We start from the raw sequence: 22,607 nt of genomic DNA, 5'->3' as shown, positions 1-22,607 counted from the left end.
AGGTTACCTCTTGAGTGCTGCGGCCTGCTGCAGCATGTCGTCGGAGGCCTGGATCGCCTTCGAGTTGATCTCGTAGGCGCGCTGGGAGACGATCATGCTCACCATCTCCTCCATGACGCTCACGTTGCTCTGCTCGATGTATCCCTGGTCCAGGGTGCCGAGGCCGTTCTGCCCGGCGGTGCCGGTGGTCGCGTTACCCGAGGAGTCGGTGGGGAGGAAGAGGTTCTTGCCGATGGCGTTCAGACCCGCGGGGTTGGTGAAGGAGGCGAGCTGGATGGTGCCGACCGTGGTCGCCGCGGTCTGTCCAGCCTGCTGCACCGAGACGGTGCCGTCGTTTCCGATGTTGATGCTGGTGGCGTTACTGGGGATGACGATCTCCGGGACGATCGGCTGTCCGTCCGAGGTGACCACGCGTCCCTGGCCGTCCTTCTTGAGGGAACCGGCGCGGGTATAGGCGGTGGTGCCGTCCGACTGCTGCACCTGGATGAAGCCGTCCCCCTCGATGGCGACGTCGAGCTCGTTGCCGGTGTGGACGATGGTCCCGGTGGTGAAGATCTTGGAGACCGAGCCGGGGCGGACACCGAGGCCAACCTGGATGCCGGTCGGGATGGTGGTGGTGTTGGTGGCCGGTGCGCCGGTGGTCTTCTCGGTCTGGTACATGAGGTCCTGGAAGTCGGCGCGGCTTTTCTTGAAGCCGGTGGTGCTGGAGTTGGCCAGGTTGTTGGCCACCACGTCTATGTTCAGCTGCTGAGCCTGCATCCCTGATGCGGCGGTCCAAAGTGCTCTTATCATGATGAATCTCCTTAACTGCCTTAACGGCTTTAAAGGCCGTTCAACGTTCAGCGTTCAACGTTCGACCACTGAACCTTCCTGCCATCCTTATCGTGACTTGTGAGACCTTGCCGCCGCGCTGAAGCGGGCCGAAGCCGTGCCCGTGTCGAACGCTGAACGTCGAACGTTGAACGGGTCTTAGACCTTCCCGAGATCGTTAGCCGCGCGGTTGTTCATGTCGTCGTAGGTCTTCACCGCCTTGGCGCAGATCTCGAAGTAGCGGCTCGCCTCGATGAGACGCGACATCTCCACCACCGCCTTCACGTTGGAGGTCTCCAGGTACCCCTGCTTGACCCCGGCGGTCGAGGCGACGGTCGCGGCCTGCGGATCGCTCGGCCGGAACAGGCCGTTGCCGAGCTTCTCCATGGCGTACGGCTTCGGGAAGTCGACCGTGGCGATGGTGCCGACCGTGTCGGCCGTGGTCTGCCCCGGCTGCTGTACCGATACCGTGCCGTCGTCCCCGATCTGGACCTTGCCGCCGTTCACCGTGATGGGACCGCCCGCCCCCTGCACCTCGTAGCCGTCCGCGGTGACGAGCCGCCCCGTCGCGCTGCGGTGGAAACTCCCCTGCCTCGTGTAGGCGGTTCCCTGCGGCGTATTCACCACGAAGAAGCCGTCCCCCTCGAGCGCCACGTCGAGCGCGTTGCCGGTCTGCTGCAGGCTACCGGAGGAGAAGTCTGTGGAGTAGCGGTCGTTACTGAAAATCGGCCCATCTGTCGAATTTTTGACATTGGCGAGGACACTCTCGAACTGGATGCGGTCCGCCTTGAAACCGGTGGTGTTCGCGTTGGCGAGGTTGTTGGAGACCACGTCAAGCCTGCGCTGGGCGGAAAGGTTGCCGGTGAGGGCTGCGTACATGCCGCTGTTCATCTTGTCTCTCCCCTAGCCCATCCGCTTCATCTTGCCGCGCAGCCTGATGATGGCCTGGCTGTGCAGCTGGGAGATGCGCGACTCGGTAAGATCGAGCACCGCGCCGATCTCCTTCAGGTTCAGTTCCTCGTAGTAGTAGAGCGTGATCACGATGCGCTCCTTCTCGGGGAGGGCGTCGATCGCCTCGGCAAGGCGCTCCACGGTCTGACGCGCGATCAGCTGGCTCTGCGGGCTCTCAGTCCCCTTGTCCTCCAGGACGTCGAGCAGGCCGAACGGTGCGCCGTCCTCGTCGTGCCACGCGTCGTCGAGCGACACGAAGGAGAGAAGGTGGATCTCCTCGAGGAGCCGGAAGTAGTCCTTCAGCTCGAGCCCCATGGCAGTGGCCACCTCGTCGCTGGAGGGGTTCCTCCCCAGGCGCTGCTCGAGCTGGGAGAACTCCTTCTCCAGCTTCTTGAACTTGTCCCTGAGGCTCCTGGTGAGCCAGTCCTGGGCCCGCAGCTCGTCCATGATGGTGCCACGGATGCGCTGCTCCGCGAAGGTCTTGAACTGTACCCCACGGCTTGGGTCGAAGCGCTCGGCGGCCGAGATCAGCCCTATCACCGCCGCGCTCCTCAGATCGTCACGGTCGAGGTGCGGGGGGAGTGACGAGGCGATCCGGTCAACAATGAACTTCACCAGCGGGAGGTGGTTCACCACCAGCTCGTCCCGGCTCATCGGGACCCCGCGTTGCGCCTCATGCTCGTACGCCTTAAGAAGACAGTTCATGGTTCCTCCACATCGTGCTGGATGCCATCGAAGCCGCCGACATGGCCTCTGCGACCGCCGGCGTCTCCTTATTGATTTTCTGTGCCAAAATTTTGAAACCTGTCGACGCCTTGGCTTCCGGGAAGAGGCGGCATAAAGCCCCGCGCCGCCTCACACTTTCCACCAGGAGCTCGTCGTGCAGGATCGATCCCGCGTGGTCAAACTGTACTTGCAAAAAGCGGCCCGTAATTGCGGATAATTTTGAAAAGAGCGTATCCCCCTCCTGATTGTCGCGGCACATGTTGATCAGGAGCCGGAAACGGAAGGAGTTGTCGCGCCCGGAGAGCATCTTGATGAGGGCGTAGGCGTCGGTGATCGAGGTCGGCTCCGGTGTCACCACCAGCATGATTTCGCGGGCGAGGGAGGCGAAGCCGGTCAGGTTCGCGGCGATGCCGGCCCCGGTGTCGATCAGGAAGTAGTCGTAGTCGTTTTGCAGCCTGAGCATCGCCTGCAAAAGGGCGCTGCGCTCGCGCGGCGAAAGCGAGCTGTACTGCTGCACGTCCATTCCCGCGGGGAGCACGCTGATGCCACCCCCGATGTCGACCACGGTATCCTTCAGGGCGATCTCCCCGGCGAGGACCTGCCCCATCCGGTACGGCGCATCCTTGCCGAGGCGCAGGCAGATGTCGCCCACCCCCGGGTTGGAATCGACGATGAGCACCCGCTCCCCTGCCGCGGCGAGGGAGGCGGCCAGGTTCACCACCACGGAGGTCTTGCCGACCCCCCCCTTGCCGCTGCTCACCGAGATCACCCGGAGCCCCTCGCGCACCTGCAAGAGGTCCGGCGCCGGCGCCTCGCTTTTTGTCCGTCCCGCAAGCCTTCTGAGGGACTCGGCCTGGTCTGTTGTTGCTAGGCAAGACATAGTCATCTGTTGGACTCCTGCACCACCATGGCGACGAGCTTTCTCGAGGTGGCAACCTCGATGTCCTCGGGCACCTTCTGGCCGGTGCTGAAATAGGAAAGAGGGATCTTGTGTTTCAAACAGGTGTCGACGATGCAGCCGAAGGTCCGGCTTTCGTCGAGCTTGGTGAAGAGGAGCTTCGTGAGCGGGAGCGTCCCGAAGGTGGCGATGATCTCGTCGATCTCGCGGCTCCTCGTCGTTGCCGAGAGGCAAAGGTAAACGTCGATGCCGGTCTGGGTCTCCAGGAACCCCTTCAGTTCGTCGAGGCGATCGACGTCTTTCGGGCTTCTGCCGGCGGTGTCGATCAGGATCAGGTCCTTGTCCGAGTGCCTTGCGAGCGCCTTGGAGAGCTCCTGGGAGTTCCCCGCCACCTCGAGCGGCAGGTCCATGATCTTCGCGTAGGTCTTCAGTTGCTCGACCGCGCCCACCCTGAAGTTGTCCATGGTGACCATGGCGACGGAGACGCGGCGGTTAAGGGCGTACATGGCGGCGATCTTCGCGATGGTGGTGGTCTTGCCGACGCCGGTCGGGCCGACCACGGCGACGATGCGCGGTCCGTTCTTCTTGATGCGCAGCGAGCCGGAGCACTTCACCATGCCGGCCAGGTTGTCGGCCATGAGGCCTCTCAGCTCCTCGAGGGACGCCCCATCCTCGGCCGCGCCGCGCACCGATTCGGTGAGACGCTGGACCGCTGCCGCGCCCACGTCCTCTCCCCTTAATTCCTCGGCCAGGCGATGCAGGAGCTCGTCCTCTTCGCTCACGGAAACCCTTTCCCTGACGAGTTCCAGGGTCGGGCGGGGTCTCTCCTCGACCGGTGCCGGTGCCTCGGCCACGGCCTCGGGCTGCACCGCGCTCTTCACCACCTGCTCGAGGTTCATCCCCGCGAGCGGGAAGGTCACCGGCTTCGCACCCTTCTCTTTTCCGCCGGAGACGGCGTTGTAGAGAAGCTGCTTGATCTCCTCGAGTTCCTCCTTGCCGAAGGTCCTCGGTGCCGCGGGGGCCTCCCCCAGCGCTTCAGCCGCCTGGGGAGCCGGCGGGGCCGCCTGCTGCGCCTCTTTTTTGGTGAGCGCCTCGATGCGCTGCTTCAGCTCGCGCACCTCGCGGGCCAGGGGGCCCAGCATGGAGTTCTGGAACTCCTCACGGGTGGAAAGCTCGCGCTCCGGGGGCGCCGGGGGCTCTTCGCGGTACGGGTTCGCCTTCGGCGCCGGCCTCGGGTCCAGTGCCGCGGTCACCTCGTAATACGGCTTGGAAAAGAAGCCGAAGATCCCCTTCTTGCGTTCCTTCTTCGAGGAAAGGATCATCGCGTCCAGACCCATCTCGGCCTTGACCATCCTGAGAGCTTCCGACATCTCGCCTGCTTGGAAAGTTTTAACTAGCATTGGTCACCACCACCCCTAAGGATTGGATTTTTATATTGGGCGGGATCTCGTTGTGCGAGATGACCGCCAGATTGGGCATGAACCGCTCGGTCAGTTTCTTCACGTGACGGCGGATGGTCGGCGAGGCCATGAGCACCGGCAGCGCGCCGATGGCATCGAACTGCTCCGCGTTTCTCCTGATCGCGGCCAGGATGCGCTGCGCGAGGTGCGGGTCGATGGCCAGGTAGCTCCCCTGCTCGGAGAGCTGGACCGAGTCGACGATCGCCTCCTCGATGTCGTGGTTTAGGGTGATCACGCAGAGGGTGTCGTCGTCGCGTTTGTACTGCTCCACGATGTAGCGACCGAGGCTCTGCCGCACGAACTCGGTAAGCATCTCCGGGTCCTTGGTCATCCCGCCGTAGTCGGCGAGGGTTTCCAGGATGGAGCGCAGGTCGCGGATCGAGACGTTTTCCTTCAGAAGGTTCTTCACGACACGCAGCACGGTCCCCAGGGAGAGGAGCGACGGCACCAGTTCCTCGACCACCTTGGGAAGCGTCGCCGCGATGGAATCGAGCAGTTGCTGCAGTTCCTGGCGTCCCACCAGCTCGTGGGCGTGCTTCTTGATGGTTTCGCTTATGTGGGTGGCGAGGATGGTGGTGTTGTCCACCACGGTGTAGCCGGAGACCTGCGCCTTCTCCCGCTCCTTCCCCTTGATCCAGACCGCGGGGAGACCGAAGACGGGCTCGGTGGTCTTGATCCCGTCCAGCTGCCCCATGGCGCCGCCGGAGTCCATGGCGAGGTACTGGCCGGAGAGTTCGCCGCCGCCGACCTTGGCGCCGTTGATGAGGATGTTGTACTCGTAGGGTTTCAACTGCAGGTTGTCGTGGATATGGATAGGGGGGACGATGAAGCCCATGCGGTCCGCCACCTGCTTCCTGATGGAGCGGATGCGGTCGAGGAGCTCTCCCTGCTGGCTCGCGTCGACCATCGGGACGAGGCCGTAGCCCACCTCGAGCTCCAGCATGTCGAGCGGGCGGATGCTGCTGATCTGGTCGCTCTCTTCTGCGGACGTCTGCGTTTCCACCACGTCCTCGACCTCGGCCTTCTTCTCCACCGCCATCTTGCTCACGAGGTAGGCGACGCCGGAAAGGAGGAAGAAGGCGAAGTGCGGCAGCCCCGGGATCATGGCGAAGAGGAACAGTACGCCCGAGGAGACCTGGAAGGCCTTCGGGTAGTTGAGGAGCTGTCCCGCGATCTCGTGCCCGAAGTTGTTCTCGTCGGCGGAGCGGGTTACGATGACGCCCGCCGCGGTGGAGATGATCAGGGCGGGGATCTGGGCCACGAGCCCCTCGCCGATGGTGAGCAGGGTGTAGTTCTGCAGCGCCACGTCGAGCGGCATCCCCTTCTGCCAGACGCCGATGACGAAACCGCCGCAGATGTTGACGAGGACGATCATGATGCCGGCGACGGCATCCCCGCGCACGAACTTGGAGGCACCGTCCATGGAGCCGTAGAAGTCGGCCTCGCGGGCGATCTTCTTGCGCCTGGCCTTCGCCTCCTTGTCGGTCAGGATGCCGTTGGAGAGGTCGGCGTCGATGGCCATCTGCTTGCCCGGCATGGCGTCCAGGGTGAACCTTGCGGCCACCTCGGCGACGCGCCCGGCCCCCTTGGTGATGACCACGAAGTTGATGATGACGAGGATCAGGAAGATGACCGCCCCTACCACGTAGTTGCCGCCGACCACGAACTGGCCGAACGCCTTGATCACTCCACCCGCGGCCTCGACCCCTTCGCTGCCGTGCAGGAGGATGAGTCGCGTGGAGGCGATGTTCAGGGCGAGGCGAAAGAGCGTCGTGACCAGCAGGATGGAGGGGAAGACCGAGAAGTCGAGCGGCTGCACCGTGTAGAGGCAGACGAGCAGGATGACGAGGGCGACGGTGATGTTGGTCGCCAGGAAGATGTCGAGCATGAACGCCGGCAGCGGGATCACCATGAGGGCGAGCACGCCGATCAGGGCGACCGCCATGTAGATGTCCGAATTGCTTTTAGGTCCCGGGAGCGCCAGGGCGTCCGTCGAGGGGTTTGCCATGCGTCATTTCCTCTGTTTTTATCGGTGGGGGCACCGTGCCCACGCACTTTGTGCAACCGTCATGCCATTTCCGGGCAGCGCCCCTCAGGGGGCAAAAACAGGAATGAATCCGGGAGGCGGGAAGCGGCGGGAGGCGTTTTCAGGGTAAATGCGGGGCTGCCGGGAGGTGCGGGGAACGTCATTTTTAAAGAGAGCGGTCGGTCAACTTTTTGACCGCCACCCCCGTCACCCGGTTAACGGCCCCTTTTTTTCTTGTCAAAATCCGCCGCAGCCGTTAAGGTTTTCGAGCCTTTCCGGGTCCCGGCTCCCCTCACCTTACGGGCCTGCGCACCGCGGTGCCCAGGTCCGCGAAGGCGGGAGGTGAGCTTGCCCCGGAAAACCCAATAAATTAGATGCTCACCCGAGCCTTGCCGAAACGGACACTATGCGCGCGTTTTCCATTTTATTTTCCATCCTTTTCTCGCTCCTTGCCGGTTGCACCAGCTTCATTCCCTCCACGGTCCTGCCCACCTCCTCGCCGGCGCAACCGTACACAAAGATGGTCACCATCCCGCTGCCGGTGATAGCCACGAGCCCGAATGAGGGGGTGACCTACGGGGCGCTTACCGCATTTCTCCTGCACAACGAGAAGGACGAAGTCTCGGCGCTCTTCGCGCCCCAGCTGAACCAGAACGAGAACTTCGGCACCACTGGCACTATCTACGGCGCCATGTACCCATCCCCCTTGCGCAGCATCGAGTTCAACCTCTCCAAGTCCACCAGGGTCAACGAGGACTACGAGGTGCGGGTCCGCGACCAGCACCTCATGGAGCAAAAGCTCGAGCTGAACGCCTTTTTGTACAGCTTCACCGACGGCTCGGCCCGCTTCTTCGGCTTCGGCTCGGAAAGCAAGGCCGTCGACGAAACCAACTTCGCCGACCGGGAATACGGCTTCACCGCGTCCGCGGGCTATCCCATTCTTACCAATACGATCCTCTTCCTCGGTGATCGCGTGAGAAAGCTGACCGTCGACGAGGGGGCGGTCAAGAAGCTCCAGTACCTGCGCGACCATTTCACCGTAGACGAGATCCCCGGCAGCGACGGCTTCGCCACCCACGCCCAGTCCATCTCCGTGGTCTACAGCACCCTGGACGCACCCGCGATGGCAAGTTCCGGGGTCCGCGCGCGCCTCACGCTGGAAGGAAGCCTCGCCGGGCTGGGAAGCACCGCCGGCTTCGGCCGCTACGAGGGCGAGCTCAAGGGGTTCTTCCCGGTGCCTGACACCCGCTTCATCAGCGCCGGGCGCGTCGCTTTCGGCCAGACGCGCGGCAGCTCGATACCGTTTCTAGAGCGGAGCATCCTGGGGGGCGAGAACACCCTCAGGGGGTTTGGCAAGAACCGTTTCATCGACAACTCGTACGTACTGTGCAACTTGGAGGAGCGCATCCGGCTCTTCAGGTGGGAGGTCTTCGACGTACGGGCGGACTGGGAGCTGGCGCCTTTCGTCGACATCGGGGGGGTAATGGATTCCTTCGGGGATCTGCGCGTTGGAAACCTCGAGGTGAACCCGGGGGTCGGCTTCCGCGCCGTGGTCCGCCCCAACATCCTGGGACGCATCGACGTCGGCTTCGGCAAGGACGGCGCCGCTGTGTTCGTGGGGCTTGGGTACCCGTTCTAACTGCCGTTCAACGTTCAACGTTCAACGTTCAACGTTCAACGTTCTAGGTTTTAGGTTTTAGGTTTTAGGTCCTACGTTCTACGTTACTTAAGTGATTAATGTTAGGTATGCCGGTGGGCGAGGGACTGCTGGGGGTCGATCCGGTCGGAAACCTTCTCCTGGATGTAACGGGCAAGACCATCGAGGTCGGCGAAGACGAAGGCGTGGTTGATGCCGAGAAGCTTCAGCTCCTGGGCCAGAAAGGCGCGGTTCTCGAAAGGGATGCGGTACTTCCGGATGTGCTCGCGCGGCGTGAGCTGCTCCTCCAGCGCCCGCCACGGGTTGCGCAACAAGGAGAAGACGCCGCTTTGGGCCTTTATCCGGGAGGCGATCACCGGCGCCATGAAGAAACAGGTCTCCGCCTCGAAGGGGTTCGCCTTCTCGTCGATCTCGGAAAGGCCGTACATGGTGTGCGCGATGTAGAAGGCGGCACCGCCGCTGTAGCAGGGGTTGTTCAGCCGGTCCCGGCGCAGGTCGAGATCGGCGTAGGGCTCGGCGACGGCGAAGTACAGGGCGATCAGCGGGTTAACCGACCAGTCCAGAAGACGCGTCGGAAGTCCGTGGTGCTGCGCCAGGGCCAGCCACTCCCATTCCGTCGCCGGCTGCACTTCGACCAGGTGACGTCCCGACTTCTTGAACTCCTGCAACGCCTGATACTCCCCGTAGATGTCGGCCGGCATCACCTCGCCGGCAGGACGCCCACCCGCAGCACCGGGGTCCGGCGTCAAACGCCCTATCTTTGGTACCAACGTGTAGAAATCGCGGCTCTCGCCCCGGAAGAAGTTCCAGGAGCCTGGGGCGGTCTTGATGATGAGCTTGCGGAAGTCCTCGAATGACGTGATCTCGCCGGAGATGTCCATGGTACCCTCCCTGACTGTGCCGCCGCGCGGCACCACAAGAGTTAACCATAAATAATCTTTCCGGCAGCCTCAACCGAACCAAGCCCGGCTTAAGAGCTTGATCCCTTCGGCGATCTCCTCCGCGGAGAGGCCGCCAAACCCTATCATGATCAGGTTCTCCGGCGCGGACTCCGGGTTCTGCCAGAACTGGCGCGTCGGCGACACCTTCACCCGGTACGCCGCCGCCCGCTCCACCATCGCCTCCTGGCTCTCTCCGGTGAAATGCTCGAGCAGCACGTGCAACCCTGCGTTCTGCCCGTAAATCCGCACCCGGTCCCCCATCTCCCGCTGAATCGACTGCACCAGCACTTCGTGCTTCTTCTTGTTGACCAGACAGACCTTCCTCAGGTGCCGGTCCCAATGCCCCCCCGACAAAAGGCTCGCCGCCACGTACTGCTGCAACCTCGGGACGGTGCACTTGTAGCGCTCGAAGACGGTGTGGTACCTCGCGAGGAGCCATTGCGGCAACACCATGTACCCCATGCGCAGCCCCGGCGCAAACGCCTTGGAAAAGGTGCCGAGGTAGATGACTCGCTCCTGGCGATCGATCGACTGCAGGGCCGGGATCGGCCGGGTTCGGTAGCGGAACTCGCTGTCGTAGTCGTCCTCGATGATGACCCCGCCGCTTTGCTCCGCCCATTGCAGCAACCGCATGCGGTGCTGGATCGGCATCACCACCCCGGTGGGGAGCTGATGCGATGGGGTCACGTAGGCGAGCCGAGCCCCGCTCTTTTTCAGCGCGGCAGGGTCGATGCCCGATTCGCCGACCGGAATGGGAAGCACCTGGTAGCCGTGGTTCCCGAAAATGACCCTGGTGAAGTCGTACCCGGGCTCCTCCATGCCGAGGATCCGCTCCTTAAGCGGAAACAGCAGGCAGATCATCATGGCCAGGTCCTGGAGCCCCGCGCCGACCACGATCTGCTCCGGCGAACATTTGACACCGCGCGACTGACGCAGGTACTTCGCCAGCTCCCGCCGCAATTGCAGCTCCCCCTGCTTGTCGCCGTAATAGGCGATGGAGTCGACCTTCATCGAGGTCAGCACCTCGTTGTTCAGGCGGCGCCAGAGCGCGTGCGGGAAGGAGTGCGGGTCGAAGTCCCCGTAGGAGAAGTTGTACTTCACCGGCCGGGACTGCGCGGGCACCGGCTCATCCGGTCCCGCACCCCCCGCCGGGATGTGCGGCGCCTCATCCTCGTCAGACGTCATGCCGGGAAAATGCAGCAGGTCTTCCTGAAGATCCTGCACCACGTATCCCGACCCGTGCCTTCCCTCCACGTACCCCTCGATGCAGAGCTGGTCGTAAGCCGCCTCCACCGTGTTGCGCGCGATGGACAGATTTTTGGCGAGATCCCTTGTCGATGTCAGCCGGCTCCCCTTCTCGTATTCCCCGGTGACGATGTTCTGCTTCAGCTGCTCGTAAAGCTGCTGATACAAAGGCTTTTTCGACTCCGGGTTAAGGTATATCATCGCGCGTTCTCCCGCTTCGCCGTCGGCACTGCCGCAAAACCGTAAACGAAGTGTATCCATAAAATTTATGAAATGTGGCCCTTCACAGGGATACTGTTTGCGCCCTATCCTTACACCAGATTTACAGCGTTGTAAATATCGCGGGGCCGTACCCCCCAGACAGAGCCGGGCCGCCCCACCCACAGGAGGACACTATGAAAGGTGCAAAACTGAACTTCCTCACCGTCATGACCATCATTGCCACCGCGCTGCTGGCGGCGTCTCCCATGACCGCCGCGGCAGGAGAACGTGCCGGCACGGCAGGCAAGGTTACCCATAAAACCGCGGCAAAAGAACAGGCTGAACGGATGGAACTGAAGATAGGGTGGGTGACCGTCGCCAACGACGGCTCCCTGCGCATCGACTTCACCGCGCAGGACGGCAACGGCAAGCCGGTCACCGGACTGACCCGGGACGACATAGCCGCGGTTTCCTTCGGACGGTTCGGTTACGAGGACGAGGTAGGACTGAGAACGGTGGTCGGCCAGCCGAGCAAAATCTGGCTTAGTTACCTGGAGAAACGCCGCGACGGACAGGGCATCGAGCGGAACCGGGGCGTGGGCGAACTGGGGACGAAGGACCGCCTGACTGAGGAAGGAAACGGCAGCTACAGCCTCGAGGTGAAAAGACCGGCGCGGCTGCTGACCAAGTTCTGTTATGCACCCGAGGCTGAAACCGGCGTGCTGCTGAGGATCAAAAAGGATGGCGGCACAGAAGCAGCCGACTCCTATTTCTGGCGCCCGGCCTTTGCGAAAAGGATGGAAGCTCCGAAGATGCTGGCGCGGAACGAAGGCGGCCGCCGCCAGGTTACCAAGCCGCACGCCTGGAACTAGGACACCGTGTCAGGCAGGGCGACGTCGGAGCCGGCAAAGCGCGCACCCTGCCTGGTCTTTCTCCGCTCCAGCTCGTGATCGATGCAGTTCAGCACCTCGAACTTTGCCAGTGACCAAAGCGGCGCGATGAGGTCTTTGCGGTTGCCGTCGCCGGTCAGGCGCTGCACCACGATCCTCGGGTCGAGCCGCTCCAGGAAATCGCAGACAAGCCCGACATAGCTGTCCCGGTCCAGCAGCGGCACTTGCCCTTCCCGGTACATCTTGGCAAGCCGGGTGCCGCGCATCACGTGCAAGAGGTGAATCTTTACGCCGTCGACGCCGCAGCGGTTCAGAAACTCCGCGCCGGAGAGCATCTCTTCGCGGCTTTCGCCGGGGAGTCCCAGGATGATATGGGCGCAGACGCGGATGCCGCGTTTTTGACACTCGCTCACGGCGGTACTGAAAGAGGCGAGATCGTGACCGCGGTTGATCGCGGCAAGGGTCCGCTCCAGCGGCGACTGCAGGCCGAGTTCGAGCCAGAAATAGCAGCGCCGGGCGTATTCGGCGAGGAGGTCCAGGGTTTCGGCCGGAAGGCAGTCGGGCCGGGTGCCTACGATGAGCCCGACGACATCCGGCACGGAAAGCGCCTCGTCGTAGAGCCGGCGCAGCTGTTCCACCGGAGCGTAGGTGTTGGAGTAGGACTGGAAGTAGGCGATGAAGCGGGAGGCCTTGTACTTTCTGACCATGACCTCCTTGGCGTGCTCGAGCTGCTCCGCGACCCCCACCCCCTGCAGGATGCCGTAGGAGCCCGACCCCTTGCCGCCGCAGAAGATGCAACCGTCCGTCCCGACGGCGCCGTCGCGGTTCGGGCAGGTGAAGCCCGCGTCCACCGACAGGCGCTGCACCTTGCAGCCGAACACCCGCTTAAGCTCTTCCGAAAATGCGTTGTAACGCTGCATGAAATCTCCTCGGCCTCTCTTCTAACATATATGGCGGCACCGGATCAATGACCGCGCCCGGGCGTGCCTGCTTTTCAGTTGCCTCCCCCACCCAAACCCTGTATCTTCAACCGGGCCATGCAAAAGTACTTTTCCCCGCTCGCCTGCGAGCAGCTAAGAAACGCCATACAGGAAGCAGGCGGCAACGAGGTCTTCTTCCTCGGCCGCACCGACGAGGCACGCATCGTCGTCCAGGTCGAACCGCTCGCCCGCGGCAACAAGGACGCCGTTCCCGCCATCATGATCGCCTGTTCCTTCGGCGACGTCGTGATCCACAACCACCCCTCCGGCAATCTCACCCCCTCGCAGCCCGACATCGAGATCGCGTCCCTCCTGGGGAACCAGGGGGTCGGCTTCTACATCGTCAACAACGACGCCTCCCGCGCGAACCAGGTGGTAGCACCCTTCGCGAGGAAGGTGGTCGAGCGCATCTCCTACCCGGAGGTCGAGCACTTCTACGCCCCGGACGGCGTTTTGGCCCAGGCCCTTTCCGGCTACGAGCACCGACCCGAGCAGACCAGGATGGCCCTGAACCTCGCGGAGGCCTTCAACGAGGAGAAGGTCGCCATCGTCGAGGCGGGGACCGGCACGGGGAAGTCGCTCGCTTACCTCCTCCCTTCTGCGCTCTGGTCGGTGCGCAACAAGGAGCGGGTGGTGATCTCGACGAACACCATCAACCTCCAGGAGCAGCTGATCCAGAAGGACATCCCCTTCCTGCAAAAGCACGCCGGTGTGCAGTTCCGGGCCGTGCTGGTCAAGGGACGGAGCAATTACCTTTGCCTCAGAAAGCTGCAGGTGAACGCGGCGGACGGCTCGCTCTTCAAGGACGACACCGCCCGGGAACTCGACGCCATTGTCGCCTGGAGCAAGAAGACCGATGACGGCTGCCGCGGCGACCTGGCCTTCATCCCGAAGGAGGAGGTTTGGGAGGAGCTCTGCTGCGAGTCGGACCAGTGCGGCCGGGTCAAGTGCCCGGACTACCCGCGCTGCTTCTTCTACAAGGCAAGACGCGAGGCGGCCGGCGCCGACCTCCTCGTGGTGAACCACGCCCTGCTCCTGGCCGATCTGTCAGTGCGCCAGGAAACCGGCTACGACGCCACCGCCATCCTCCCCCCCTTCACCCGGCTCGTCTTCGACGAGGGGCACCACCTGGAGGACGTGGCCACGAGCTTCCTCTCCAGCCAGGTCTCCCGGCTCGGGCTCGTGAAGCTGATGGGTAAGCTGCAGCACCCGAGAAAGGCGCACCGGGGTGTGCTCCCGCAACTCTCGACCCAGCTCTCCGCCGCGGTCCCGGAGTCGCAGGACGACCTTTACCTCGAGATCGCCGAGGTCTTGGAAGGAACCCTCATCCCGCGCCGGGTCGCCGTCCTCGACGCCTGCACCCGCGGCATGGACGCCATCGGCGAGACGCTTTTCCAAAAGCTGAACAAAAACGGAGCCGAACAGAAGCTCAGGGTGACACCGGCCCTCTACCAGACACCGCTTTGGCAGGAGGTTACGCCGCAGATAGAGGTGATGTGCAAGGAGCTCTCGGAGTACGCCCTCGCCATGCAGAGATTCTTGAAGGGGTGCGAGAAACTCTCCGACAAGGTGCTGGACAAGCTCGCCGGGCCGCTCACCGACCTGCGCGGCGTGAAGGGAAGAATTGAATGTGCCGTGGATGCGCTCAGGTTCTTCATGGCGCAGGAGGAAGAGTTCTGCCGCTGGTTCGAACTGAGGAAAGGCCCCCTGGTGAAGCTCTGCTGCTCGCCGCTTGAGGTGGCCGAGTCCATCAAGAAGGCGATCCTCGATCGCTTCAAGACCGTGGTGCTCACCTCGGCGACCCTTGCCATCGGGGAGAAGTTCGACTTCCTGAAGCACCGCACCGGCATCGAGCTCCTCGCCAAGGAGCGGGTGAGCGAGCTCCTTTTACCCTCCCCCTTCGACTACGAGCACCAGGCGCTGGTCGCCGTCCCCTCCGACATGCCGGAACCGACCTCCCCCATGTTCGAGGCACGCCTTTGCAGCCACCTCCTGGACGCACTCAGGATCTCGCAGGGGCGGGCTTTCGTGCTCTTCACCTCTTATGATCTCCTGGTCCGGGTCTACAACCGGCTTGTTGAGACGCTCAAATCGTCCGGCCTCACCCCGATGCGCCAGGGGGAGACCAACCGGCACATGCTCCTGTCCAGGTTCCGCAGCTCGACTAACCCGGTTCTCTTCGGTACCGACTCTTTCTGGGAGGGTGTGGACGTGCAGGGGCGCGGACTAGAACTCGTCGTGATCACCCGGCTCCCCTTCCGGGTTCCCACCGAGCCGATCCTGGAGGCGCGCAGCGAGCACATCACCGCCAAGGGAGGCGACCCCTTCATGGGGTACACCGTCCCGCAGGCGGTGATCAAGTTCAAGCAGGGATTCGGAAGGCTGATACGAAGCAAGGAAGACCGTGGTGCCGTGCTGATCCTCGACTCCCGCGTGCTCACCAAGAACTACGGGAAGATCTTTTTGACCGCGCTGCACGGCGTTTCGGTCATGAAGGCGCCGGAAGAGGAGATCTGCCGCAGGCTGGACGCCTTCTTCGCTTCGCGCTGATCAAAAAATAGGGCCAACTGCACAGTTGGCCCTTTCCATTTCAAGGGCGGGACGCCGACCCATTCAGCTCGTCCCGCATCGCATTTCCGCTGCGGCGGAAACTAAACCTTTTCTATCTTCGCCTTGCCGCGCAGCTGTTCCACGTAGGTGGCGAGCAGCTGGCGGATCTTCTCGCGCTTGATGTTCCCGGCGATCTGGTTCTTCACGTCCTCATAACGCTCGGTCGCCGGCGGCAGCTTCTGCTCCACCTTGATGACGTGGTAACCAAGCGCGGTCTCCACGACGTTGCTGATCTCACCCGGCTTGAGGGCGAAGGCCGCCTTCTCGAAAGGCGGCATGGTCTGCCCCCTGCCGATGATGCCGATGCTCCCGCCCTGATCCTTGGTCGGCGATGTCGACTCTTTCTTCGCCACGTCGGCGAAGGGCTCCCCACCCTTGACCCGCTTAAGCACTGCCATTGCCTTCTCCATTGCCTGCCGCTTGGCATCGATGGACGCATCCTTGGCCACGCCGATCAGGATGTGGCTCACCTTGAGCCTTTCCCCCTGGGTGAACTGCTTCAGCTTGTTCTCCTCGTAGTACTTGCGGACCTCCGCATCAGCGACATCAGCCTTGTCGGCGAAGCGCTGCACGATGAGGTTGTTGATCACGATGTCCTTGCGTGCCGCCTCCTCCAGGTCCTTCTGGGTCATGTCGACCGACTTCAAAGCCTTGTCGAACTCGGCCTGGGAGGGGTACTGGTACTTGCTCTGCGTGATGCGCTCGGTCACCTGCTTGTCCAAGTCCTTCACACCCAGCTTGATGCCGTCTTGGTAGAGGAGCTCCGCCGCAGTCAACTGGTTGAGCGCCGCCTCGGTCGCCTTCTTGAGCATGTCCGGCGGCAACTGCTTCAGGTCGCGCTGCCCGACCAGGGCCTTTATGGTCCGGTCGAGCTGGGCCCGGGTGATGGGGGCGCCGTTCACCTTCTCCACCGTGGCCTGGGGGGAATCCTTAGCCGGCTCGGCCGCGCAGGCCGCCAGGGCCAAGAGGGAAACGGCGGCAGCCGATCGTGTCATCTTGTTGAACGAAAACATCTGCATCTCCTTTACCTTTTAGCCACCAGCGGAACCGCACCTTTCGCCTTCCCGATTTCGCTCAGGATGCGCAGCGCGGTGGTGGTGGAGTCCGGGGTGGAACCGTACCCCTCGAGGGGGCCGAAGCCGCCGTTCACCTTGATGTACAGGCGCTTCATGAAATTGAGGGCGATGGCCTTGTCGACCCGGTTGCCAGCGCCTACTTCCCTGAGGGCGCGGATTGCGTACAGCTGCTCGTCGAGGTCGGGACGCTCCTTGCTCTTCTTGTCGAGATAAGGGGTCTTCTCCAGGAACTGCACCGCTTTCTTGGCGGTCGCCTCATCGAGTGCCCCCAGGGCGTTCAGGACATAGGCCGCCATATAGGTGCTGCGTGCGTTCGCGACGCCCGTCCCTTTCTCCGGACCGAAGCCTCCGTCCTTCTTGGCAAAGGCTTTCACGTACTCGACGGTCTTCGCCTTTTCCACGGCGTCGATACCGTTCACCGCCTTCAGCACATGCACCGCGTAGTAGGTGGTGGCAAGCGAGGATTTCTTGGCCTCCTGGCTGAAGCCGAAACCGCCGTCGGCGTTTTTAAGGGAAGCGGCAAAGCTCTTCACCTTCGCGCGATCGATGGCGTTGCCGGCATTGAGCAGCGACAGGGTCTCCAGCGCGACGTCGGTATAGAGGATCGAGGCGTTCTTGTTGGTCTTATCCGGGGTGAACCCGCCGTTTTTCTGCTGGCCGAGCTTCACGTTGACGATGATGGCGTTCTGCCGCCCGGCATCTATCTTTTCCCCCATGGCGAGGAGCGTGTAGACGTAGTCGTTGGCGATCACGGTGGCCACCGGGAAATCCGGGCGACCTTCCATCTCGCGGATGAACTGGCTGGTCTTCTTGAAATCAAACTCTCCGCCGTTGGCTTTCCCCTTCGCCTTCTCCTTGGCGAGCGCAGGGGCGGCCAGGGCGGCTATGAGGACAACGGTGGCAATCACCTGAAACATGCGGCTTTTCATAAACATGACATCACTCCGTGTGCAGCGGACTTTTGAATGGGTTTGGAAGGGGGGGAGAGAAAATCCTCCCCCCCTGGCAGCACTGCATTACATGAAATTAGAGGTGCGGCGGAACGCCCCAGGTCGAGGTCTTGGTCGGATGGCAGTAGACGCAGACGCCGAGAGCGTAGGTTTTGTCTTTGCCGGCCGGGAAGCTGTAGCTGGTGCTACCCTGCAGGTTTGACAGCTGGGTGTTGTCAAGCGTCATGGTCGACGGAGCCTCGGCATGTGCGGAGCCGTGGCAGGTCTGGCACTTGATGCTCCCCTTGTGACCGCGACCGTTGATGAACTTGCCGAACAGGGTCGGGCTGGTCGGATAGACGGTGCCGCCCACGATGTTGGTGGCGTGGCAGGCGAAGGCCGGGTTGGCGCCTGCGCTGGCAGCGGTGCAGGACGGCAGGGTGGAAGCTTTCCACGGCTGGGCCAGTTGGCCGGCAGCGGTACGCTGGTTCAGGTTGCCGTGACAATCGACGCACCAGAGTGCGGTCTTGGCCTTGTGCGAACCGCGGTAGCAGTTGACGTTGTTGCCCGGGTGGCAGTCGTAGCAGTTGGTGGCAACGTTGGCGTCGTACTGGGTGAGAACCTTGGTGCTCTGGCTGTGGAAGCGGTGCAGCACGTCGGAGAAGGAGTACTGGGAAACCTTGATGTCAGCCTTGGTGAAGCCTGCGCCAGTCATGATCACGTAGTTCGGCCAGACGTTGGCAAGGCCCGGAGCTGCGGTCTCGCCCATCGCCGGATCCCAGTGACACCAGGAGCAGCGGATCGGGCCGGAAGTGCCGTCGCCGGTCGGGTCGAGGTAGTTGAAGTCGATCTTGCTGGAGTTCATCCCGTGCATCTTGCCGAGGTAGGCGAAGGAGCCGGAAGCAGTCGCGGGGTAGCCGTTGGCTGCGGCCAGCGAAAGGTGGCAGGAGCAGCAGCCGCCGAAGGCGACCGGGGTCACGGTGCTGGTCTGCGCCAGGATTGTGCCGGAGGCGTTTTTCACGTACACGTTGGTCATCGGGTACGGGTTGCGGTTCGCGCCGCCCAGCGGATCGGTCATGACGTTCTTAGAGGAGTTCGCGTCAACCAGCGGGTACGCCGGGATGCCTACGGCGGTCCAGTCCTTCAGGTTGGTGTCGTAGGTCATGCTGCCTGAGATGCCTTTGCCGCCCAGGCCCTGGACCTTGCCGCCGGAAACCGGTGCGAAGCCCGGGAAGAGTTTCGGAGCGTAGGTGATCCACTGCTGGAAGTAGGGGTCAGCCTGCAGGGTGGCTTCGGTGTTGTCGGCCATCGCATAGCTGACGGTCACGCCGTAGGTGCCGGCATTGGTCGAATCAATGATGACGGGGTCGTTGCTGCCGTATCCCAGGACCTGAGCCCTGACCGTGTTGAACGGGGGAAGGAGCAGGAACCCGGCGAAGGTCGGGCAGGCGCAATGCATACCAAGGTCATTCCAGGCCACCACCTTGTAAGAGCTGGGGGTGGTGGTTCTGCCGGCAAGAGCCGGAGCGGCAACGGCGGTAAGGGCCGCTGCGGTCAAGGCCAGCGCAGGTACGAGTTTCTTCAATTTCATGCCTTGTGTTACCTCCTTTTTGATGTGGAACCATTCTCCCCTTTGGCAGGGGGGGGAGACCCCTCCGGTCCGCCTAGGGTGGGTACCTCACCCGACGGAACCGGCTAATGCTTGTGTCCGCACCCGGTATGCAGACGTGGCTTCTAATAGCAGGGAACATGCCAGTGGGGCAAAAGCCACTAACTCATTAAAAGAAGGCGACCAAAAACATAGGGTTTTCTCTATTAATGAGGGGCAAAATCCCCATAAGACAAATACCGACACCCAACCGGGGTTATTTTACGCAGAGGGGAAGGCCTCAGCAGCTTAGGTACATCGCCCTAACGTGCTAAAATGACTGGTCCATTGAGCCACTCGCACCTTGTGATCCAGATCACAGTATTACACGACAAATCAGCACGATAGGAGTGTGTTCGCAAAACAGACAGATTCGGACTTCCCACTTTGGGCGGTCGCCTCACTGCCGCCCAAAGGGCAGGCTTGCACAGCCGTTGTTTGCACATTGTTGATGGCGCTTTCGATTTTGTTGTGCTATTAGGTGGCGGACAAGTGGCCGCGCCCTGCGGCTGACTACGAAAAGAGGTGCGAACATGAGGAGTCGTAGTACGTGGTGCACTGTGGTAATCGCCGCGGCAGTGGCGGCGGTTCTGACCTTCCCCGCTGGTGGGGAGGCAGCTCCATGCAACCAGGAAATCCTGGTGGGACAGCCGATGGACGAGGTGGCGGCCCTGTGTCAGGTCCCTACCCTCAAGGACAAGCGTGATCTTTGGGAAGAGGAGTCGGACGGCAAAACGAAGAAGCGGAAGACGACGACCTACGAGGAATGGATCTTCGACACCGGCGCGCAAGAGTTCATGCAGAGCATCATCTTTCTCAACGGGAAAGTGGCCGAAACGCGCCTTTTGGGGTACGGCAGCATGCGCGACCCGATGATGCCCAACTGCCGCAACGGCGAGGGACTTGCCGTGGGTGACACCATGGTGGATGCCTATATGAAATGCGGGGAGCCGCTTGCACGTGAGAAGCAGGCGGACAAGGTGCTCGAGAGTACCGACGGCGAAATCACCCGGCGGACTTCCGTAGCCGTGACGGATTGGACCTACCGCTATGGTCGGGATCTTCCCGGTTACACGATACGTTTCGAAGATGGCCGGGCCACCGGCATCCGCCAGCGCGAGTTCGGAAAATAGGCAAAACGGAAGGAGCTAGGGTTGAAGCCCTCGCGCCACGGTCACCGCGGCGACCGCCGCGACTTTCGCTTCCCGCAGCGCATCCACACAGGCACGCATGGTGCTGCCGGTGGTAAGGACGTCGTCCACCAGTAGCACCCTCTTCCCAGCCAGTCTCTCGGGATCGCGCACGCCGAAGGCCCCCCTCACGTTCGTCACTCTGTCCCCTGCATCAAGCCCCGTCTGTGGTTCCGTCCAGCGCCACCGGCACAAATTCCCCACCTGCTGCGGCGCGCCAAGCGTTCTCGCGAGCACTTCACCGATCAACTGCGACTGGTTATAGCCGCGCTGCCTGAGTCTTTTGCGGTGCAGCGGCACCGGCACCACGCACTCCGGCGCGAAATCCTTCAGGAATATCTCCAGTCTCGGGAAGGCTAGGAGACCGAGCGGTTCGCTCAGGTGCGGCCTGTCGCGGTACTTGAAGCGGTGGATCAGTTCCCGGACCGGCCCGTCCAGGGCCGCAGCAGAACGGCAGGTATGAAAAGGGGGGTGTTGCAGGCAGGCGCCGCAGGTATGGGAAGCACCGCCTTCAGTGGCGAAGGGGATGCCGCAGGTGGTGCATAGGGGTGCTTCGAGGAATTCGATCTTGGCGAGGCAATCGTGGCAGATGAAGGGGCGGGGGAGTCCGTGCTCCGCACCGCCCGGCGGGAGGTACGCCCTGCACACATGGCACAGCGGCGGAAAGAAGAGGTCCAGCAGAGGGCGCAAGAACATGGAACCCCCAAAAGAACAGGTTCTACGTTCTAGGTTCTACGTTCTACGTTCAAAGGCAAAACCCGTAGGAAAGCGGCCATGGAGTCTGTTGTGGGTTTTACGTAGAACGTAGAACGCAGAACGTAGAACGTCTTCAGCCGTTAAAGCCCCATATCCTCGTTCACCACGAGCACCTTGATGTCGGTGTTACGCGGCTTCTTCTCGATTATGGTGGTCACGCGGCAGATGCGCTGCGGAGAGTTGCAGTCCGAGCAGAAGCCGGTGGTGGTGCAGGGGGTGGAGAGATTCAGCCGCTTCGCGTTGGGGGGCGAAGCGTAGGTCCTCACCCGCTGCACCGCGTCCTCTATGCTGCCGTCCACCAGCTTGTTGCGCCCCACCACGACGATCACCTTCTGCGGCCCGAAGAACATGGCGGCGGCACGGTTGCCGTTGCCGTCGATGTTCACCAACACGCCGGAAAGGGTGACCGCGTTACTCCCGGTCAGGAAAAGGTCGCAGGTAAGCTGTCGCCTTGTGATGGCGAGCTTCTCCTCCGGGGAGAGACCGGGCGCCCCGTGGTTCAGGATCTCCTTCCCCATCCCCTTCAGCTTGTCGGCAAGCTTTAAGTCCGCAATGGAGAGGGAGCCGCCGAAACCTACGCTTTTCGCCGGCTCGGACTCGTTCACGATGTAGTGGAAGACCTCTTCGCCGTTATGACAGTAGAGCGCATCGAAGCCGTTTTTCTTCAGGTTCTCCACCGCCTTCTTGCACTTCTGCGCATAGGCCCAGTTGTTCAGTTCTTCGGTATTGCTCATGTTTTTCTCCAATAGCAATGGATAATTGAACACGCCAAGTCCCCTCCCCCGGAGGGGGAGGGTTAGGGAGGGGGAAGAGGTTTAGCTGCCCCCCTCCCGACCTCCCCCCTCCAGGGGGAGGAGATGTACGTTCAGGGGCCGGGCCCCTATGAGTGACCTATCTCTTCGCCAGGTATTCCTTCTCGTAGGGCCAGCATTCCCCCATGAAACCGATGAGGTGGCTCATGCGCTCCTTGAAGCCGAGGCGGAAGCCGTCCTGCTCGGGGAAGGAGCGTTTCTCGCGCACGCTGTCGCAGAGCTCCTTGCCGAGGGCACGCGCCTTCTGGAACAGCGCCTCCTGGTCGGGGAACATGCGCGGCCCCATCCCCGGCGAGCCGATGCTCCCGACGTTCTGGGCGCCCATGGCGTTGACGATGCGCTGCATGTACTCGAGAGGCTCCTCGTCACCTCCGCCGCCGGAGGTCTCCACCAGCGCCGAGTACTTCCCTTCCAGGGCGGTCAGGTGGATGAGGCCGTTGCAGCGGTCCAGAAACGCCTTCAACTGGGCCGTGATGCTCAGGAGGTAGTTAGGCGTCGCAAGGATGAAGGCGTCCGCCGCTATGAGTTTGTCCTTGACGATTTCGTAGTCGTCCTTCACCGGGCAGATGCCGACCTTGTGGCAGGCGTCGCAGGCGACACACGGCTTGATCGGGGTCTCAGAAAGCGAGACCACCTCGATGTCGGCGCCGGCCTGGGCCGCGCCCGCCAGCACCTCTTCCAAAAGCCTGCCGGTGGTGCCGTTCATCCCCCGGGGGCTGCCGTTAATGGCAACGATCTTCATGCGGTTTCTCCTTTCAAGCTTTTGCAGCATTTTACCAGCCAGTCCAGCCTGTCCAGCCC

Annotated in this window: 19 protein-coding genes; 4 read left to right on the top strand and 15 right to left on the bottom strand. The window is 62.5% G+C overall.

Annotated features, from left to right (window positions below):
• Positions 1–3 precede the first annotated feature (3 nt).
• The 6 genes from flgG to flhA form a co-directional block, all read right to left on the bottom strand.
• A complete protein-coding gene (gene flgG, locus E4633_RS05720; protein WP_135869271.1) occupies positions 4–792 on the bottom strand; it encodes a flagellar basal-body rod protein FlgG in 789 nt (262 codons plus the stop codon).
• Positions 793–969: 177 nt separating this feature from the next.
• The gene (gene flgF, locus E4633_RS05715; RefSeq protein ID WP_135869270.1) at positions 970–1,701 is read right to left on the bottom strand and encodes a flagellar basal-body rod protein FlgF; all 732 of its coding nucleotides are present in this window, start codon (positions 1,699–1,701) and stop codon (positions 970–972) included.
• 12 nt (positions 1,702–1,713) lie between these two features.
• The gene (locus tag E4633_RS05710) at positions 1,714–2,466 is read right to left on the bottom strand and encodes a FliA/WhiG family RNA polymerase sigma factor (protein ID WP_129124775.1); all 753 of its coding nucleotides are present in this window, start codon (positions 2,464–2,466) and stop codon (positions 1,714–1,716) included.
• A complete protein-coding gene (locus E4633_RS05705; RefSeq protein ID WP_246037918.1) occupies positions 2,450–3,367 on the bottom strand; it encodes a MinD/ParA family protein in 918 nt (305 codons plus the stop codon). Before E4633_RS05705 ends, E4633_RS05710 begins: the two co-directional genes overlap by 17 nt.
• 2 nt (positions 3,368–3,369) lie before the next feature.
• The gene (flhF, locus tag E4633_RS05700) at positions 3,370–4,785 is read right to left on the bottom strand and encodes a flagellar biosynthesis protein FlhF (protein ID WP_135869268.1); all 1,416 of its coding nucleotides are present in this window, start codon (positions 4,783–4,785) and stop codon (positions 3,370–3,372) included.
• Positions 4,775–6,853: a flagellar biosynthesis protein FlhA gene (gene flhA / locus E4633_RS05695; RefSeq protein ID WP_135869267.1), complete on the bottom strand. Its 2,079-nt coding sequence runs from the start codon at positions 6,851–6,853 to the stop codon at positions 4,775–4,777. The genes flhF and flhA overlap by 11 nt, the downstream gene beginning before the upstream one ends.
• 424 nt (positions 6,854–7,277) lie before the next feature.
• On the opposite strand from flhA, the gene E4633_RS05690 reads away from it, so the two are divergent.
• The gene (locus E4633_RS05690) at positions 7,278–8,510 is read left to right on the top strand and encodes a BamA/TamA family outer membrane protein (RefSeq protein WP_135869266.1); all 1,233 of its coding nucleotides are present in this window, start codon (positions 7,278–7,280) and stop codon (positions 8,508–8,510) included.
• Positions 8,511–8,611: 101 nt separating this feature from the next.
• On the opposite strand, the gene E4633_RS05685 is transcribed toward E4633_RS05690, so the two are convergent.
• Together E4633_RS05685 and pdxR are read right to left on the bottom strand one after the other, a co-directional pair.
• The gene (locus E4633_RS05685; protein WP_135869265.1) at positions 8,612–9,409 is read right to left on the bottom strand and encodes an FRG domain-containing protein; all 798 of its coding nucleotides are present in this window, start codon (positions 9,407–9,409) and stop codon (positions 8,612–8,614) included.
• Between the two features lie 69 nt (positions 9,410–9,478).
• The gene (pdxR, locus tag E4633_RS05680; protein WP_135869264.1) at positions 9,479–10,915 is read right to left on the bottom strand and encodes a MocR-like pyridoxine biosynthesis transcription factor PdxR; all 1,437 of its coding nucleotides are present in this window, start codon (positions 10,913–10,915) and stop codon (positions 9,479–9,481) included.
• A 194-nt stretch (positions 10,916–11,109) separates the two neighbouring features.
• Here pdxR and E4633_RS05675 point away from each other — a divergent pair, with 194 nt between their 5' ends.
• Positions 11,110–11,787 carry a hypothetical protein gene (locus E4633_RS05675; protein WP_135869263.1) on the top strand — a complete coding sequence of 226 codons (678 nt, stop codon included), beginning with the start codon at positions 11,110–11,112 and terminating at the stop codon, positions 11,785–11,787.
• On the opposite strand, the gene E4633_RS05670 is transcribed toward E4633_RS05675, so the two are convergent.
• The gene (locus tag E4633_RS05670) at positions 11,784–12,725 is read right to left on the bottom strand and encodes a TIGR01212 family radical SAM protein (protein WP_135869262.1); all 942 of its coding nucleotides are present in this window, start codon (positions 12,723–12,725) and stop codon (positions 11,784–11,786) included. The two genes, E4633_RS05675 and E4633_RS05670, sit on opposite strands and share 4 nt — an antisense overlap.
• Before the next feature lie 117 nt (positions 12,726–12,842).
• Between E4633_RS05670 and E4633_RS05665 the strand changes: the two genes are divergently transcribed.
• Entirely contained in the window at positions 12,843–15,335 is a 2,493-nt protein-coding gene (locus E4633_RS05665) for a helicase C-terminal domain-containing protein (protein WP_135869261.1), read from the top strand.
• Positions 15,336–15,436: 101 nt separating this feature from the next.
• On the opposite strand, the gene E4633_RS05660 is transcribed toward E4633_RS05665, so the two are convergent.
• The 3 genes from E4633_RS05660 to E4633_RS05650 form a co-directional block, all read right to left on the bottom strand.
• A complete protein-coding gene (locus E4633_RS05660) occupies positions 15,437–16,408 on the bottom strand; it encodes a peptidylprolyl isomerase (protein ID WP_246037917.1) in 972 nt (323 codons plus the stop codon).
• An 11-nt stretch (positions 16,409–16,419) separates the two neighbouring features.
• Positions 16,420–17,406, bottom strand: a complete 987-nt coding sequence (locus tag E4633_RS05655; RefSeq protein ID WP_135869259.1) for a prenyltransferase/squalene oxidase repeat-containing protein — start codon at positions 17,404–17,406, stop codon at positions 16,420–16,422.
• Between the two features lie 91 nt (positions 17,407–17,497).
• The gene (locus E4633_RS05650) at positions 17,498–18,991 is read right to left on the bottom strand and encodes a hypothetical protein (RefSeq protein WP_135869258.1); all 1,494 of its coding nucleotides are present in this window, start codon (positions 18,989–18,991) and stop codon (positions 17,498–17,500) included.
• Positions 18,992–19,581: 590 nt separating this feature from the next.
• On the opposite strand from E4633_RS05650, the gene E4633_RS05645 reads away from it, so the two are divergent.
• On the top strand, positions 19,582–20,181 hold the full coding sequence (locus tag E4633_RS05645) for a DUF2845 domain-containing protein (RefSeq protein WP_135869257.1): 600 nt from the start codon (positions 19,582–19,584) through the stop codon (positions 20,179–20,181).
• Positions 20,182–20,196: 15 nt separating this feature from the next.
• Here E4633_RS05645 and E4633_RS05640 read toward each other — a convergent pair whose 3' ends face one another.
• From E4633_RS05640 to E4633_RS05630, 3 genes are all read right to left on the bottom strand, one after another.
• Positions 20,197–20,934 carry a ComF family protein gene (locus E4633_RS05640; RefSeq protein WP_135869256.1) on the bottom strand — a complete coding sequence of 246 codons (738 nt, stop codon included), beginning with the start codon at positions 20,932–20,934 and terminating at the stop codon, positions 20,197–20,199.
• 140 nt (positions 20,935–21,074) lie between these two features.
• Positions 21,075–21,728, bottom strand: coding sequence for a lactate utilization protein (locus E4633_RS05635; RefSeq protein ID WP_135869255.1), 654 nt, complete (start codon positions 21,726–21,728; stop codon positions 21,075–21,077).
• A gap of 157 nt (positions 21,729–21,885) precedes the next feature.
• Positions 21,886–22,548, bottom strand: coding sequence for a flavodoxin family protein (locus E4633_RS05630; RefSeq protein WP_135869254.1), 663 nt, complete (start codon positions 22,546–22,548; stop codon positions 21,886–21,888).
• Positions 22,549–22,607: the final 59 nt, after the last annotated feature.

Origin of the sequence: Geomonas terrae (genome assembly GCF_004791675.1) — a bacterium.
GTDB classification, from domain to species: Bacteria; Desulfobacterota; Desulfuromonadia; order Geobacterales; family Geobacteraceae; genus Geomonas; species Geomonas edaphica.
The sequence above is the reverse complement of the archived record's forward strand: the minus strand, read 5'-3'. Positions and strand labels throughout refer to the sequence as shown.